The sequence below is a fragment of the Pantoea sp. SGAir0184 genome, assembly GCF_043544755.1.
The window spans coordinates 395,519-409,488 of sequence record NZ_CP028051.1 but is presented as its reverse complement, the minus strand read 5'-3'; the positions used below and the strand labels follow the sequence as shown (position 1 = coordinate 409,488).

The following is a 13,970-nucleotide window of genomic DNA, read 5'->3' as shown; positions in this document are numbered from 1 at the left end:
AAAGGCAAATCGGCCGGCAATTAGGGATAAACCTTAACCTTAAAGTACTTCTGCGCCAGCCGGTCGTAGGTGCCATTGCTGTGCAGCGCGGCCAGCGCATCGTTAATTAAGGTAAGATTGGCCGTATCGCCTTTACGCAGCCCGATACCCACGCCGTTGCCCAATAATGCTTTATCCACCAGCGTGGCTTTATTGACATAGCCCTTGCCTTCCGGCGTGTTGAGAAAGCCCTGCTCGGCCGAAACCGCATTCGCCAGGCTGGCATCGAGTCGACCCGCTACCAGATCCGGATAGATCTCCATCTGATTCGGATACGAGACCACGTTGACGCCCTGCGGAGCCCATTTCGTTTTGGCGTAGGTTTCCTGAATGGTGCCCTGCGCGACGCCGATATTTTTCCCGCGCAGCGTGCTGATGTCCGCCGTCAGCGTGCTGTTGGCAGGCGTCAGCAGCGCGCTGGGCGTGATATATAGCATATCGCTGAACGCCACCTGCTCGCGGCGCTTCTCCGTCATCGACATCGCCGACAGAATGGCGTCAAATTTCTTCGCCTGCAGCGCCGGAATGCTGCCGTCAAAGCCAATCTGTACCCACTGACATTTCACTTTGGCCTGCGCACAGATGGCATTGCCCAGATCAATATCAAAACCCTGCAGCGAGCCATCGCTGGCTTTGGATTCGAACGGTGGAAAAGTGGGATCGACGCCAAAACGCAGCGTCTGCTGCGCCGCAGCCAGTTGGCTAAGGGCGCTGAGTGACAACAGTAAGGCATAAGACCAACGCTTTTTCATGATGCTCTCCGGCAGGCTATCTCACAGGTTTTAACCTTGTAATAACACGATGCCGCTGACACCACCATCAAAAGCGCGCAATAATGCAGAGCAAATTCTTATATATGTTAATGAGTTAGCGAAATTTGTCGCGCCATTAAGTTTTACTTAACGCTCTGTAATGATTTTGTCATCAGGGGCTCATGCCGCTTTCAGCCTCGGTTTTCTATGCTAACCCGCGTTATACTGCCCGCCATCAGCAAGCGGCCGCCACTGCCGGGAGATCGCATGAAAATATTGGTGATAGAAGATGAAGCCGGGGCGCGTGATTACATGCGCAAAGGATTGACCGAGGCCGGTTTTATCGTCGACGTGGCGGAAAACGGTCAGGATGGCCTGTTTTATGCGCAGGAGCACCATTACGATCTGATTCTGCTGGATGTGATGATGCCCGGCATCAATGGCTGGGAGGTGATGGCGCAGCTGGATAAGCAATTGCAAACGCCGGTGATTTTCCTCACCGCCAAAGGCACGGTGGAAGATCGCATCAAAGGGCTGGAACTGGGTGCCGATGACTATCTGGTCAAGCCCTTCTCCTTCGCCGAACTGCTGGCGCGCGTGCGCACCCAATTGCGGCGCGGTAGCCAGCAGAAGCTACCCGACATCCTGACGCTGGCCGATCTGCAGCTGGATATTGCCCGTCGCCGGGTCGAGCGCGCCGGACAGCGCATCGACCTGACCAACAAAGAGTTCAATCTGCTGCATCTGTTTCTGCTGCATCCCGGCGAGGTACTGACACGCACGGTGATTGCGTCGCGCGTCTGGGATATGAATTTTGACAGCGACACCAACGTGGTGGATGTGGCGGTAAAACGGCTGCGGCAGAAAATTGACGGCCCTTTCAACCGACCATTAATTCATACCGTGCACGGTGTCGGTTATCGCTGCGAAGCTGAAACATGAAACTCCGCTCGCTCGCCGTCCGCCTTTCGCTACTGCTCAGTGCTACGGTGGTGGTCATTTTTACACTCAGCGGCATGGCGCTGTATCACGCACTGGCGAAGCAGATCGGCGTGCGCGATGACGCAGCCCTGCTGACGCGCATCGATCAAATGCGCACACTGCTGCGCGATGAAGATGCGCTGACGCTGATTCAGCAGAAGCCGCGGCTGTTCGCCAATATGCTGGGTAATACCGAATCGTTGCTGGTGCTGCGCTTTCCCGGCCAGCCGCCGCTGATCGTGATCAATCCTGGCGGGCGTCCGGTGCCAGCCATTACGCCGGTCGCCGCCGATCAGCCGTTAACCCTGCAATCGGTCCACCATCAGCAGGCGGCGGACGGCACGCCGTTTATTGCCGCCGCCGCGTTAACGCCAACGCGCGATGGTAGCGGCCAGATCGAAATCATTACCGGTCGCCTGATGAGCGACCGCACGCAGACCCTCACCGGCTATCGCCACCAGATTATCCTGTGCACCGCGCTGGCGGCGCTGCTGGTCGCCGCGATCAGTGTGCTGCTGGTGCGCCACGGCCTGACGCCGCTGCGCCGGCTGGCGGCGGAAGCTGGGGTGATCGACGTGCGGCGGCTGTCGCATCGCATTGAACTGACCAGTGCGCCAGGCGAGCTGCAACCGCTGCTGGCGGCGCTCAACCAGATGCTGAGCCGGCTGGAGCAAGGTTATCAGCAACTTAGCCAGGTCTCAGCGGACATGGCACACGATCTGCGCACGCCGATTGGCACGCTGCTTGGCCAGACGGAAGTGGCGCTAAACCAGCCGCGCAGCGTCAGCGAGTATCAAACGCTGCTGGGTTCCAATTATGCGGAGCTGGAGCGGCTGGCGAAGATGATTGATAACATGCTGTTTCTCGCCAAAGCCGCAGACGCCAGCCAGGCGCTGGACAGGCAACGCATCGATCTGACCCCGCTGGGTGAGCGGTTGAGTGACTATTTTGAGGGCATGGCGGAAGAGCATGGCATGCAGCTTGTCATCTCGCTTCACGGTGAGTTGCACGCCGATTCACAGTTGTTACAGCGCGCGCTGGCGAATCTGATCGCTAACGCGCTGCATTACGGCACGCGCGACGGCACCATTCACGTCTCCAGTATCACGCAGCCAGACGCCGTGCTTTTGGTGGTGGAAAATCAGGGGCCGACGCTAAGTCAGGCGCAGCAGGCACGCCTGTTTGACCGCTTCTGGCGCGCCGATGCGTCACGCCAGCAGGGCGGCAGCGGACTGGGTCTGTCGATCGTGCGCGGCATCATGCAACTGCATCAGGGCAGTTGCACGGTGAGCAGCGAACACGGCATCACCCGTTTCTGCCTGCGGTTCCCACGTTGAGCGCGCAGGTGCGCAGGTGCGCACCTGGTTAAGTCCCTTAGATAAAGGTGAAAATTTCGTCCTGCGGCAGACGCGATTTCGGCAGCGTAGCGTTGAAATCTTCCTCACTGCGATAGCCAAGCGAAACCAGCACCACGCTGGTAAAGCCCTGTTCACGCAGGCCCAGCGCCTGGTCAAGTGCGCGCGCATCAAAGCCTTCCATCGGGGTGGCATCAATGCCGAGCATCGCTGCGCCCAGTAACAGTCCGCCCAGCGCCAGATAGACCTGTTTCTCCATCCACTGCGGCACGTCGCGCAGCTCATAACGGTGCATATCCACATAGCTGCGGCGGCTCTTATCCTGACCGGCTTTGGCTTCGGGTTTGGCAAAACGCCCGTCCTTCTCTTCCTGCGCCAGCACATTTTGCAGGTGCGCTTCATCCAGATCGGTGCGCATGCACAGCGCAATCACGTGTGAGGCGTTCAGCACCTTAGGGTTGTTGTAAATGAACGCGCCGCTGGTGGATTGCGCCATCTTTTCCCGCCCTTCCGCAGTCGACGCGACAACAAAGTGCCACGGCTGCGAGTTAACCGATGACGGGCTGTTGCGCAGCAGGTTAAGCAGCGTGTCGATCTCCTGCTGCGGCAGCGTTTTGCCCGCAGAGAAAGCTTTTACGGTGTGACGGCGGGCAACCGCATCATTAAGGGTCATGAGAGTCTCCTGATTGAAGATTGCGCCGGAGCGCAGATAAATAGCAAAGTCGCTACCATAACCGCCCGGGCTGACGGACGGTTAACCTTACGTGTTTTAATGACTTAAAAGCCGCTGAGGACAATCTTGCCGCGTGCGCGACCGCTTTCAATCAGCGCATGCGCTTTACGCAGGTTGGCCGCGCTGATGCTGCCGTGATGCTCGCCAGCGGTGGTCTGCAGGGTTTGATCGTCAATCAGCTGACTCACCTGCTGCAGAATCTGATGCTGGCGCTGCATATCGGCGGTATGGAACAGCGAGCGGGTAAACATCAGTTCCCAGTGCAGCGAGATGGCTTTGCGCTTCAGCGGCACCGCATCCAGTGTTTCCGGATCGTCAATCAGCGCCAGTTTGCCCTGCGGAGCCAGCACATCGATCAACTGCGGATAGTAGCTGTCGGTATGGGTCAGTGAAGCCACGTAGCGCACCTCTTTAAGGCTAATCTCTGCCAGCTGCTCGCCCAGCGGACGCTGGTGATCGATAACATGATGGGCACCCAGCGAGCGCACCCAGTCGGCGGTTTCCGGGCGAGAGGCGGTACCAATGACCGTCAGTCGGGTCAGTTTGCGCGCCAGCTGCGTCAGCATCGAACCCACGCCGCCGCCCGCGCCAATGATCAGCAATGTGCCTTCATCGGCAGCATCAATTTCCAGGCGATCGAACAGCAGTTCCCACGCGGTAAGTGACGTCAGCGGCAGCGCGGCGGCATCGGCGTCGCTCAGCGTGCGCGGCTTGAGTCCGGCGATGCGTTCATCCACCAGTCCGTACTCGGCATAGCTGCCAGCGCGTGTGATGTCGCCGGCGTAGTAAACTTCATCGCCGGGCTGAAACAGCGTGACATCGCTGCCCACCGCCTCGACCACGCCCACCGCATCCCAGCCGAGAATGCGCGGCGTGTCTGTCGGGGCGCCAGCGCGCACTTTGGTATCAACCGGGTTAACCGCAATCGCACTGATTTTTACCAGCAGATCGCGTGCGCCTGGCTGCGGTTTCGCCACGTCCAGTTCATATAACGCATTTTCATCTGAAATCGGTAAACCGTTTTGGCTATAAACAATCGCTTTCATGCAACAGGCTCCAGGTGAGTGAATATTTTCAGGGTGTTGACAGCAGCATAGCCAGACATCGCACCGGGAAAAATGCCTGTTGCAGGACAACACTTTCACTCGTAGAGTGAAAATCCCGATAATGGCGAGAACGTCGATGATTCGTTTAGAAGATGTCACCCTGTTTGTGCGCTCTGCCGCGCTGGGCAGCTTTTCCCGCGCAGCGCGCGAAGCCAACCTGCTGCCCGGTCAGGTCAGCGCCGCCATTCAGCGGCTGGAGCGCGATCTCGATCGCCGTCTGTTTGCGCGATCGACGCGCAGCCTGCGTTTAACGGCGGAAGGCGAAAAGTATCTGCCGTTCGCGCAGGAGATGCTGGCGCTGATGCACGCCGGTGCGGAAAGCCTGCAAAGCCACGACGATGCCCTGAGCGGCGAGCTGAAAATCGCTCTGCCGTCTGACATCGGCCGCCATATTATTCTGCCGCTGCTGACAGAATTTTGCCGGGCGCATCCGGCGCTCGGGCTGCGTCTCTCGTTTTCCGACCAGGTGAGTGACGTGTTCCGCGATCCGGTGGATATCGCCATTCGCTACGGTAAGCTGGAGGACAGCAGCTATGTCGCGCTACCGCTGGCGGAAGAAAACCGCCGTGTGATGGTCGCCGCACCCAATTATCTCGATCGACATGGCCGTCCGGAAAAACTCGAGGATCTGGCACAGCATCACTGTCTGCCGTTTGTCATGGGCGGTCACGTGTATGATAAATGGACTTTTCCGCAGGAAGGGATGCGGCGACAGATTACGGTGAAAAGCCGGCTGCTGTGCGACGACGCTGAAGTGGCGCGCCGCTGGGCGATTGCCGGGATGGGGATTGCTTATAAATCCTGGCTTGATGTCTGCGACGATATCAGACACGGCCGGCTGGAACGGGTGCTGCCGCAGCTGCCAGGCGAAAGCACGCCGCTGCATTTAATCTGCCCGCATCGCAAACAATTCTCGCCGGCGATTCGCGCTTTACATCAATTACTGCGTGAACATTTACGCACTCTGACGGCGCAAATCTTACCGGCGATTTAATCTCACCGCTGCGCCTCGACGCCATTAGCCACGCAATCCGGGCCAGCCATCAGGCGAATGCCCCTGCGATTTATCTTTAAAATTAAGGACGCGCGGCCGCAAGCAAATGAAATGCTGCGCCTTCTGAACCCGCGCATGAAAACGCAGCCGTCCGGCACCTCTGATAACCGTGGCACAGCATAGTAATCTTATTCTTAACAGGTAATATTTAACGTTACTTCACTGTATTCACGTTAATTATTCAGGACTGATGATGTCTCAACCCAAAGCAATGTCCGTTAATGCTCTCACCCACATTATCCTGTTCTTCCTGGCCATCAACGCGATTGATGTCGTGTATGCGCTGATGCACTGATGGCTTATTGCGCTTTACCGCTGTTTTTGCGAGCCAGATTCGAAAGATGAGATAAATTCCCCGTCACGGATTTTTTAATCCGCGAGCCTTGATAGACTGCAGACGATAAAATAGACTACAGACTATCAAGGATGGCATCGTGTGGCAGGTTGAAGCAACAGATCGGTTTTGGAAATGGTTGCAGGCTCAGGATGAAGCGTTGCGTCTCGATGTGCTTGCCGCCATGAAGCTTCTGGCGCAGGACGGTCCGCACCTCGGCCGCCCTTTCGTTGATACCCTGATGTTATCGCGGGTGCCCAATATGAAAGAGCTACGCGTGCAAAGTAAAGGTCGTCCCATCCGCAGCTTTTTTGTTTTCGATCCGCGCCGCCATGCGATTGTGCTGTGTGCCGGCAACAAACAGGGTAAAAATCAGAAGCGTTTCTATCAGCAGATGCTTCGCATTGCCGAAACCGAATACCATTATCATCTGAACGCAATCGGGGAAACTCATAATGAAAACCTTGGATGAGATGCTGGCGGCGCTGACGCCCGAACAGCAACATCAGGTCGATGAACGCGTCAGCCAGATGCGTCTGGAATACCAGCTTTACCAATTACGTGAGCAGATGCAGCGGACTCAGCGTCAGCAAGCGCAGGCCATGCACATTGCCCAGTCATCTGTGGCGGCGATGGAAGCGCGTGGCGCAGAGTTAAAAATTTCCACGCTGAAGCGCTACATTGAGGCACTGGGTGGAGAGCTGACGCTGGGTGTAAAGATGCCGGGTGGCCAGCATGTCGACTTAATTATCTGACCGTTCAGGCAGAGCGCATTACGCCCTGCCCCAGACTCCGATCAACGGTGCCGACATCTGACCCGCACCGCAGTCAATCAGGAGTTGTTTGGCGTGGCAGCGCTTTCGCTGAACTGCGGTTTTTGCCGCGTAACGGAATAGACCACGTTTTTCGGGCCATTGGTGTCTGTGGTGACATCGACCGCAGGAATGGTCACTTTGCCAAAACCAAACAGTGTTTGCACGTAGCCGCCAATCTGGTGTTTACCGGCCGGAACGCGGAGCTCTTTACTCTCGCCCTTTTGCAGCAGTCCGGCTTCCTGCCCATCCACCGTCACGTACACGGATGAGCCATCGTCGGTGCGCGTCACCAGATGGGAGACATTGATGACGGTCGGTCCGCTGGCAAACGGCGAAGCGCTGTCGTTGTTTTCGACCGGAGCGGAAGCAGTAGCCGGGGCTTCTGCGGCGGCAGCATCAGCGCTGCTGTCGCTGGCAGCATGACGCGCGCAACCGGTGAGCAGGAGTGTGGCCGTTAACGTGGCCAGTGTGAAACGCGAAAACATCGTGACGAAAAACCTTCTGCTAAATGAGAAGTATTTATTTTAGCGTTACCCGCGCAGTGATAACAGTCACAGAAATCCAGTATTTTCCGAAAACCGGGGATGCGGGTCTCCGTTTGTCCCCCGGCCGCACGCAATGTCAACGCGCGCCGTTCTCCCGGCCAGGGAAAACGGCGCAAGCGGACGAATTACAGTGAATAGCGCGCCAGCGGCGCCACGGTGGTGATCAGCCCGTTGGCTTTCATATATTCACCAAATGCCTGATAACGCGCCTGATTGAATTCCGCACTGTGCGTTGCAAAATAAGGCAGCGTCGCCTGCCAGGCCTGATGATTGAGTGGCGTATCCAGTTCAGGATAACGCTTAATGAACGCCTGCCACGCTTGTTGCGGATGAGCGCGCAGCCAGGCGATGCCCGCATCCAGCCCACGCAGAAATGCCGGGATGCGAGGATCGTTTGCCGCTGTGTTGCTGTTGGCCAGAATGATCAACTCATCGTAGGCCGGCACGCCGTAATCTTCCGGTTTAAACGACACCGGCTTTGCGCCTTTGTCCTGCAAATCCAGCAGCTCGTAGTTACGGAAGATGGTCAGCGCGCCGTCAATTTTATGCGTCAGCAGCGCGGAGACGGCGTCCATATTCAGATTTACCAGCTTCACGCTGTTAACGTCGACGCCCTGCGATTTCAGCATGTTGCGGATAGCCACATCTTCCGCGCCGGGAATCGCATAGCCAATCGATTTACCGGCGAAGTCTTTAATACTGTGGATATCGCCCGATACGGCTGTCAGGGTGTTCAGCGGCTGGTTAATAAGCGTGCCAACCCGGATTACCGGCACCTGCTTGTCCACCAGCGTATAGAGCTGTGGCTGATAGCTAATCGCCAGATCCGCCTTGCCTGCCGCCAGCAACAGCGGTACCGACGCGGAATCCGCCGGTGCGATCATCTCGACATCCAGCCCCTGCTGTTTAAACGCCCCGCTGTACTGAGCGGCAAAGATCGCCGTGTGGTTTGGGTTAATGAACCAGTCGAGCAGCAGCCGCACCTTTTCGGCTGCCTGCGCGTTGACGGTGGCCAGCAGCAGTAACGAAGCGATGGCACGAAGAAGTCTGTTCACTCAAGTTCCTTAGTATGATTGCCAGAGAAATTTTTTACGCACCAGCGCCACGGCCGCTGAGAGCAGCAGCGCCAGGCTCATTAACAGCAGCAGTGCGGCAAAACTGGTGGCCGTTTCCAGCCGCGCGTTGGATTGCATCATCAGGTAGCCCAACCCTTCGCTGGCACCGACCCACTCGCCGATCACCACCCCAATGGGTGCCAGCACCACCGCCATTTGCAGGCCGGCGAAAAACTGCGGCAGCGCAGCCGGCCAGCGCACGCGCCAGAAAATTCGCCAGCGCGAGGGATACAGCGTTTGCGCCAGCTCCAGCCAGCCGGCAGGCGTACGGCATAAACCGTCGAACAGCGACAGGCACAGCGGGAAAAACAAAATCAGCGCCGCCACCACGACTTTTGACGCGATGCCAAAACCCAGCCACAGCACCAGCAGCGGGGCCAGCGCAAATACCGGGATGGTCTGGCTGGCCGTCACCAGCGGAAACAGCACCCGACGCAGTAGCGGGCTGGAAGCCATCAGCACCGCCAGCACCACGCCACCGCCGACGCCCAGCAGCAGCGCCAGCACAATTTCCGCCAGCGTAAACATTGCGTGATGCGCGAGCAGCTGCCGCTTTTGCCACAGAGCCTCCAGCACCGCCTGCGGTGCCGGCAGCAGAAATGCCGGTACGCCGTTGTGGCGCGCCAGCAGCCACACGCCCAGCACCACCGCGATCAGGTAGATACCACTACTCAGCTTTTTCATAGGAATTCAGTCGGGAAAAGAGTTCGGCCTGCGCCTGCAGCAGTCCGGCATCATTGAGCGCGCGCGGCACCGTACCGTTCGGCACAGGCCAGTGCGTCATCTGCAGCGGCTGGCCGTGCAACAGCAGAATGTCATCGGCCATACGGCAGGCTTCCAGCGGATCGTGGGTCACCAGCAGCACCGTTTTGCCGCGCAGCAGCGTCGCGGTCAGCGTTTGCAGTTGGTGTTTGGTCATCACATCCAGCGTGGCGAATGGCTCATCCATCAGCACCAGCTCGCGCTGCGCATACAGCGTGCGCGCCAGCGCGACCCGCTGCCGCATGCCACCCGAGAGCTGTGAGGGCGCGGCTTGCGCCTCGTCTTCCAGTCCCACCTGTGCCAGCAAGTGGTGCGCCCGCACGCGGTCCGGCTTCGCACCGCTTAGACGCGCCGTCAACATCACGTTCTCCAGCACCGTCAGCCACGGATAGAGCAGATCCTGCTGCCCCATCCATGCCACGTGCTGCGCAATACCGCTCAGGCTGCCCTGCTGCGGCTGCACTAAGCCGGCCACCAGACGCAGCAGCGTGCTTTTACCAATGCCGCTGCAGCCCAGCAGCACCGTGGTTTTGCCGCCGCGCAGTTGCAGATTGAGCCGATCGCATAGCTGTTTTTCGCCCCAGGCAAAGCTCACCTGGTCAAAGCGGATGTCCTGCGTCATGGCCGCCGCGCCGCCAGAATTGCCAGGTGGCTAAAGCCGCGCTGCGCCAGTGCGCTGGCCGCCTGCGCTGCCCGGATGCCGCTGGCGCAGACCAGTACGATGCGGCGATCCGCCGGTGGCTGCCAGGCGTCCAGTTCGTGCGGCAGCACGCGCTCAACCCGTTCGGCCACGCTGGCGGGCGCCTCTTCGCAGCTGCGCAGCTCCACAATGCAGTCTCCGGGTTGTAACAGGTGAGCATCAATAAACGGCACGCCGGGCTGGGCCGGTTCCTGTGCCGCATCAAAGCGGAACGAACGAAAGTGCCAGCTGACGAAGTCACAGTTGACCATGCAGCCGAGCGGTGAGGGTTGCAGCCCGAGCAGTACGCTGAGCGCCATCTGCGCCTGCATCGCCCCCAGCGCCGCCACGGCCGGGCCCATCACGCCAGCGGTGTTACAGTTAGCCGCGGAAGCAGGCAGCTGCGGAAACAGCGCACGATAGCTCGGCGCGCCGCCGCAAAAACCGCCAGCATAGCCCTGACGACCCAGCACCGAGGCGCTGATCAGCGGTATGCCTGCCTGGAAACAGGCATCAGACAGTTGGTAAGTCACCGCGAAGTTATCGGCGGCATCAATCACCAGATCGCACCCCGTCAGCGCCTGCGCGATATTGCTGGCGCTCAGCGCCTCGGGCACCGCTTCGATTTGCACCTCAGGATTGCGCTGCTGCAAAGCCTGCTGCGCCGCCACAGCTTTGCTGCGACCCACATCCTGCAGGGTGAACAGCGTCTGGCGATGCAGGTTATGCAGCGCGACCTGATCATCATCGTACAGGCACAGCTGACCGACGCCCGCGCCCGTCAGCTGAGGCAGCAGCGTGGCGGCCAGCCCACCGGCACCGGCTACCAGCACGCGGGCGCGAGCCAGTTTCTGCTGCCCGACGACGCCAATTTCCGGCAGCATCATCTGGCGTTGGTAGCGTTCCATTGCGCGCTCCTTAGTTCAGGTTAGCGAGGCCGAAGATCGGCGTTGAGGCCACGGCCATATCACGCTTCTCCATCAGCCCGGCATCGCGCGCGCCCTGCCCGGCGGCGATCGCCTGGCTGAACGCGCGCGCCATCGCCACCGGATCGCCCGCTTTCGCCACGGCGGTATTGAGCAGGATGGCATCGAAGCCCATCTCCATAGCCTGCGCTGCCTGTGACGGTGCGCCGATGCCGGCATCAATGATCAGTGGAATATCGCTGAACCAGGCTCGCATCGCCCGCAGCCCGTCAATATTTCGCAGTCCCTGGCCGGAGCCGATGGGCGCGCCCCACGGCATCAGCAGTTCACAGCCGGCGGCCAGCAGTTTTTCACCGACAATCAGATCCTCCGTGGTGTAGGGAAACACCTGGAAGCCGTCGGCGCACAGAATGCGTGCCGCTTCGACCAGCGCGAACGGATCGGGCTGCAGCGTGTCGGCATGACCAATCACTTCCAGCTTGATCCACGGCGTGTTAAACAACTCGCGCGCCATGTGCGCGGTGGTGACGGCCTCTTTGACCGTGTGGCAGCCAGCGGTATTGGGCAGCACGCGCACATTCAGGCCCGTCAGCAGCTCGCGAAAAGCCGCGCCCGCCGTGCCTTCGCGGCGCAGGCTGACAGTGATAATTTCACTGCCGGATGCGGCGATCGCCTGCTGCAAAATCGCCGGTGAAGGGTAGCCTGCGGTGCCGAGCAGCAAGCGTGACTGCGGTGTAAAATCGTAAAACATCGCTCAGCCTCCCTGCATCGGTGACAGGACTTCCAGCTGCCAGCCTTCCTGCAACTGCAGGCTGGCATACTGACTTTTCGGCACAAAATCGCCATTGCAGGCGGTGGCAACACAGACCGCATCGATTTGCTGTTCGATCAGCAATTCGCTGAGGCTGCTGGCCTCAGTGCTGATGGTGCGGCCGTTAAGCTGAATATTCATGGCTAACCTCCCCGGACAGGCGCTGCATCAGCTGTTCTGCCATCATTGGTGCCAGCAGAAAACCGTGACGATACATGCCGTTAAGATAAAAAATACCGTTGTGATAGTGGATTTCCGGCAGATTAGCCGGCCATGCCGGACGCAGACCGCTGCCGCTTTCGTTGACGCGCGCTTCCGCCAGCGCCGGGTGCAGGGTGTAGGCCGCGCTGAGCAGTTCCATCATGGCGCGCGCGCTGATAGCGCTGGCATCGTCGCTTTCGATCATGGTGGCGCCGAGCATGAAGTGGCCGTCGCGACGCGGCACCAGATAACAGGGAAAACGCGGATGGAGCAGACGAATCGGCCGGGAAAATGACACCTCATGACTCTGCAGGATCAGCATTTCCCCACGCACCGCGCGCAGGCCGGAGAGCTGCGCTCTGGCATGGATACCGCGACAGTCGATGATCCGGCCCGATGGCTGGCGCGCATCAAAGCGGACGCCGCGCTGCAGCAGTTTGTCACGCAGTTCAGCCAGCGCACGGCGCGGATCGAGATGTGCTTCGCGCGGGAAAAACAGTCCGCGCGCAAACCGGTTTTCCAGCGCCGGTTCAAGCGACGCCGGATCAACCCATTGATGCGCCGTCGTCATGCGCGCGAAGCGGTTTAACTCCGGGTTATCACGCGGCGGTGCCAGCACTAACGTACCCTGATGCACCACGCTGCTGACGCGCGTTTGCCACCATGCCGCAGCATGCTGGCCGAGGGTAATTACGTCGGCTGGCGCGCTTTCAGCTTCACACCACGGCGCCAGCATGCCACCGGCAAACCACGAGGCAGGCTGACGCGCTTCATCATCAATGACCTCGACGGTTTCGCCGCGCTCAGCCAGTAGCGTGGCAACACAAAGCCCGGACACGCCGCTACCGAGCACGCTCCAGCGGCTCATGAATCACGTTCCGGTAAATAATCTGGGAAATTCACATCGGCCTCTCAGTGATAACTGAGACCCGCAGATACAGGTGAAGGGAATCGACGCCAGCGATCGGGCTCGCCTTTGCGCCAGACGGCTTTGCACATGAGCCGTCAGTCTTCCTACGCCAGTATCAACTGGGTCAGGTTCAAAGGGTCGCTAAGCCGCGCAGTGCGCTATTAGCCTCTCAGTCTCTCAGGCGAGACTCCCCCGACGCGTCTATTTGTATTGCAGGCGCTGGCTGGCGTCAAGCAGCACGTTAACTGCGCTGCCCGCGTTGTGGATCAAAATTGCAACATATGGTATACCAGACGGATAGCGGGCAGATGATAAAAAAGACTTTTTTATTATTCACTTATAAATTTTTCAGCTAATCATGGAAGCATTATGAATAAGTTTCGTGTGGCTTTTATTAAAGCAGGATGGCATCAGGCGATCGTGAACAACGCGCTGGTGGGATTTGAGCAGGAACTGACCGAACAAGGCGTCGAAAATACATTAAAAAGCTATGACGTACCCGGCGCGTTTGAAATGCCGCTGCTGGCTAAACGCCTGGCCGAAACCGGCAAATTTGATGCGATTGTCTGCGCCGCGCTGGTGGTCGACGGTGGCATCTATCGCCATGACTTTGTCGCGCAGGCCGTCGTCGATGGCCTGATGAATGTACAGCTCGCCACCAATGTTCCGGTGTTTTCGGTATCACTCACTCCGCACAATTTTCAGCCGGTCGATGCGATTGAAGCGTTTTATACCGAACATTTTATTAAAAAAGGCAAAGAAGCCGCACGCGCCGCTCTGATGATTCATCAGCTACAGATCGATTAATATTTTTTAAGCGGTAGCGGTAATAATTGATGGCCGGATTAAATA

17 protein-coding genes and 1 riboswitch are annotated in these 13,970 nt (G+C 58.7%); of the genes, 6 read left to right on the top strand and 11 right to left on the bottom strand.

The window, feature by feature from the left end:
* Positions 1 to 20 precede the first annotated feature (20 nt).
* The gene (locus C1N60_RS22015) at positions 21 to 791 is read right to left on the bottom strand and encodes a transporter substrate-binding domain-containing protein (RefSeq protein WP_394521790.1); all 771 of its coding nucleotides are present in this window, start codon (positions 789 to 791) and stop codon (positions 21 to 23) included.
* Between the two features lie 267 nt (positions 792 to 1,058).
* On the opposite strand from C1N60_RS22015, the gene C1N60_RS22010 reads away from it, so the two are divergent.
* On the top strand, positions 1,059 to 1,733 hold the full coding sequence (locus tag C1N60_RS22010) for a heavy metal response regulator transcription factor (protein WP_104093403.1): 675 nt from the start codon (positions 1,059 to 1,061) through the stop codon (positions 1,731 to 1,733).
* A complete protein-coding gene (locus C1N60_RS22005) occupies positions 1,730 to 3,109 on the top strand; it encodes a heavy metal sensor histidine kinase (RefSeq protein ID WP_394521789.1) in 1,380 nt (459 codons plus the stop codon). The genes C1N60_RS22010 and C1N60_RS22005 overlap by 4 nt, the downstream gene beginning before the upstream one ends.
* Positions 3,110 to 3,146: 37 nt before the next feature.
* On the opposite strand, the gene nfsB is transcribed toward C1N60_RS22005, so the two are convergent.
* Together nfsB and C1N60_RS21995 are read right to left on the bottom strand one after the other, a co-directional pair.
* Positions 3,147 to 3,800: an oxygen-insensitive NAD(P)H nitroreductase gene (gene nfsB, locus C1N60_RS22000; protein WP_058770319.1), complete on the bottom strand. Its 654-nt coding sequence runs from the start codon at positions 3,798 to 3,800 to the stop codon at positions 3,147 to 3,149.
* Between the two features lie 104 nt (positions 3,801 to 3,904).
* On the bottom strand, positions 3,905 to 4,906 hold the full coding sequence (locus C1N60_RS21995) for a zinc-binding alcohol dehydrogenase family protein (RefSeq protein ID WP_394521788.1): 1,002 nt from the start codon (positions 4,904 to 4,906) through the stop codon (positions 3,905 to 3,907).
* Between the two features lie 136 nt (positions 4,907 to 5,042).
* On the opposite strand from C1N60_RS21995, the gene C1N60_RS21990 reads away from it, so the two are divergent.
* From C1N60_RS21990 to C1N60_RS21980, 3 genes are all read left to right on the top strand, one after another.
* On the top strand, positions 5,043 to 5,960 hold the full coding sequence (locus C1N60_RS21990) for a LysR family transcriptional regulator (RefSeq protein WP_278708198.1): 918 nt from the start codon (positions 5,043 to 5,045) through the stop codon (positions 5,958 to 5,960).
* Between the two features lie 494 nt (positions 5,961 to 6,454).
* Positions 6,455 to 6,826, top strand: a complete 372-nt coding sequence (locus C1N60_RS21985; RefSeq protein WP_088517388.1) for a type II toxin-antitoxin system RelE/ParE family toxin — start codon at positions 6,455 to 6,457, stop codon at positions 6,824 to 6,826.
* A complete protein-coding gene (locus tag C1N60_RS21980; protein ID WP_021508926.1) occupies positions 6,810 to 7,109 on the top strand; it encodes a helix-turn-helix domain-containing protein in 300 nt (99 codons plus the stop codon). Before C1N60_RS21985 ends, C1N60_RS21980 begins: the two co-directional genes overlap by 17 nt.
* Positions 7,110 to 7,186: 77 nt before the next feature.
* Here the strand turns inward: C1N60_RS21980 and C1N60_RS21975 are convergent, their stop codons facing one another.
* The 8 genes from C1N60_RS21975 to C1N60_RS21940 form a co-directional block, all read right to left on the bottom strand.
* Positions 7,187 to 7,654 carry a hypothetical protein gene (locus tag C1N60_RS21975; protein ID WP_058759022.1) on the bottom strand — a complete coding sequence of 156 codons (468 nt, stop codon included), beginning with the start codon at positions 7,652 to 7,654 and terminating at the stop codon, positions 7,187 to 7,189.
* Positions 7,655 to 7,839: 185 nt separating this feature from the next.
* Complete coding sequence (locus C1N60_RS21970) at positions 7,840 to 8,769, bottom strand: ABC transporter substrate-binding protein (RefSeq protein WP_394521787.1); 930 nt, start codon at positions 8,767 to 8,769, stop codon at positions 7,840 to 7,842.
* A 9-nt stretch (positions 8,770 to 8,778) separates the two neighbouring features.
* Positions 8,779 to 9,513, bottom strand: a complete 735-nt coding sequence (locus C1N60_RS21965) for an ABC transporter permease (RefSeq protein WP_058776076.1) — start codon at positions 9,511 to 9,513, stop codon at positions 8,779 to 8,781.
* Positions 9,497 to 10,213, bottom strand: a complete 717-nt coding sequence (locus C1N60_RS21960; RefSeq protein WP_021508922.1) for an ABC transporter ATP-binding protein — start codon at positions 10,211 to 10,213, stop codon at positions 9,497 to 9,499. The genes C1N60_RS21965 and C1N60_RS21960 overlap by 17 nt, the downstream gene beginning before the upstream one ends.
* Positions 10,210 to 11,178, bottom strand: a complete 969-nt coding sequence (locus C1N60_RS21955; protein ID WP_394521786.1) for a HesA/MoeB/ThiF family protein — start codon at positions 11,176 to 11,178, stop codon at positions 10,210 to 10,212. Before C1N60_RS21955 ends, C1N60_RS21960 begins: the two co-directional genes overlap by 4 nt.
* A gap of 10 nt (positions 11,179 to 11,188) precedes the next feature.
* Positions 11,189 to 11,947, bottom strand: a complete 759-nt coding sequence (locus tag C1N60_RS21950; protein WP_010615680.1) for a thiazole synthase — start codon at positions 11,945 to 11,947, stop codon at positions 11,189 to 11,191.
* A 3-nt stretch (positions 11,948 to 11,950) separates the two neighbouring features.
* Complete coding sequence (gene thiS, locus C1N60_RS21945) at positions 11,951 to 12,148, bottom strand: sulfur carrier protein ThiS (RefSeq protein WP_127834999.1); 198 nt, start codon at positions 12,146 to 12,148, stop codon at positions 11,951 to 11,953.
* The gene (locus tag C1N60_RS21940; RefSeq protein ID WP_394521785.1) at positions 12,132 to 13,076 is read right to left on the bottom strand and encodes an FAD-dependent oxidoreductase; all 945 of its coding nucleotides are present in this window, start codon (positions 13,074 to 13,076) and stop codon (positions 12,132 to 12,134) included. The genes thiS and C1N60_RS21940 overlap by 17 nt, the downstream gene beginning before the upstream one ends.
* Positions 13,077 to 13,202: 126 nt before the next feature.
* Positions 13,203 to 13,322: riboswitch (TPP riboswitch) on the bottom strand.
* Positions 13,323 to 13,487: 165 nt separating this feature from the next.
* On the opposite strand from C1N60_RS21940, the gene C1N60_RS21935 reads away from it, so the two are divergent.
* A complete protein-coding gene (locus tag C1N60_RS21935; protein WP_104093410.1) occupies positions 13,488 to 13,925 on the top strand; it encodes a 6,7-dimethyl-8-ribityllumazine synthase in 438 nt (145 codons plus the stop codon).
* The last annotated feature ends 45 nt before the right edge of the window (positions 13,926 to 13,970 follow it).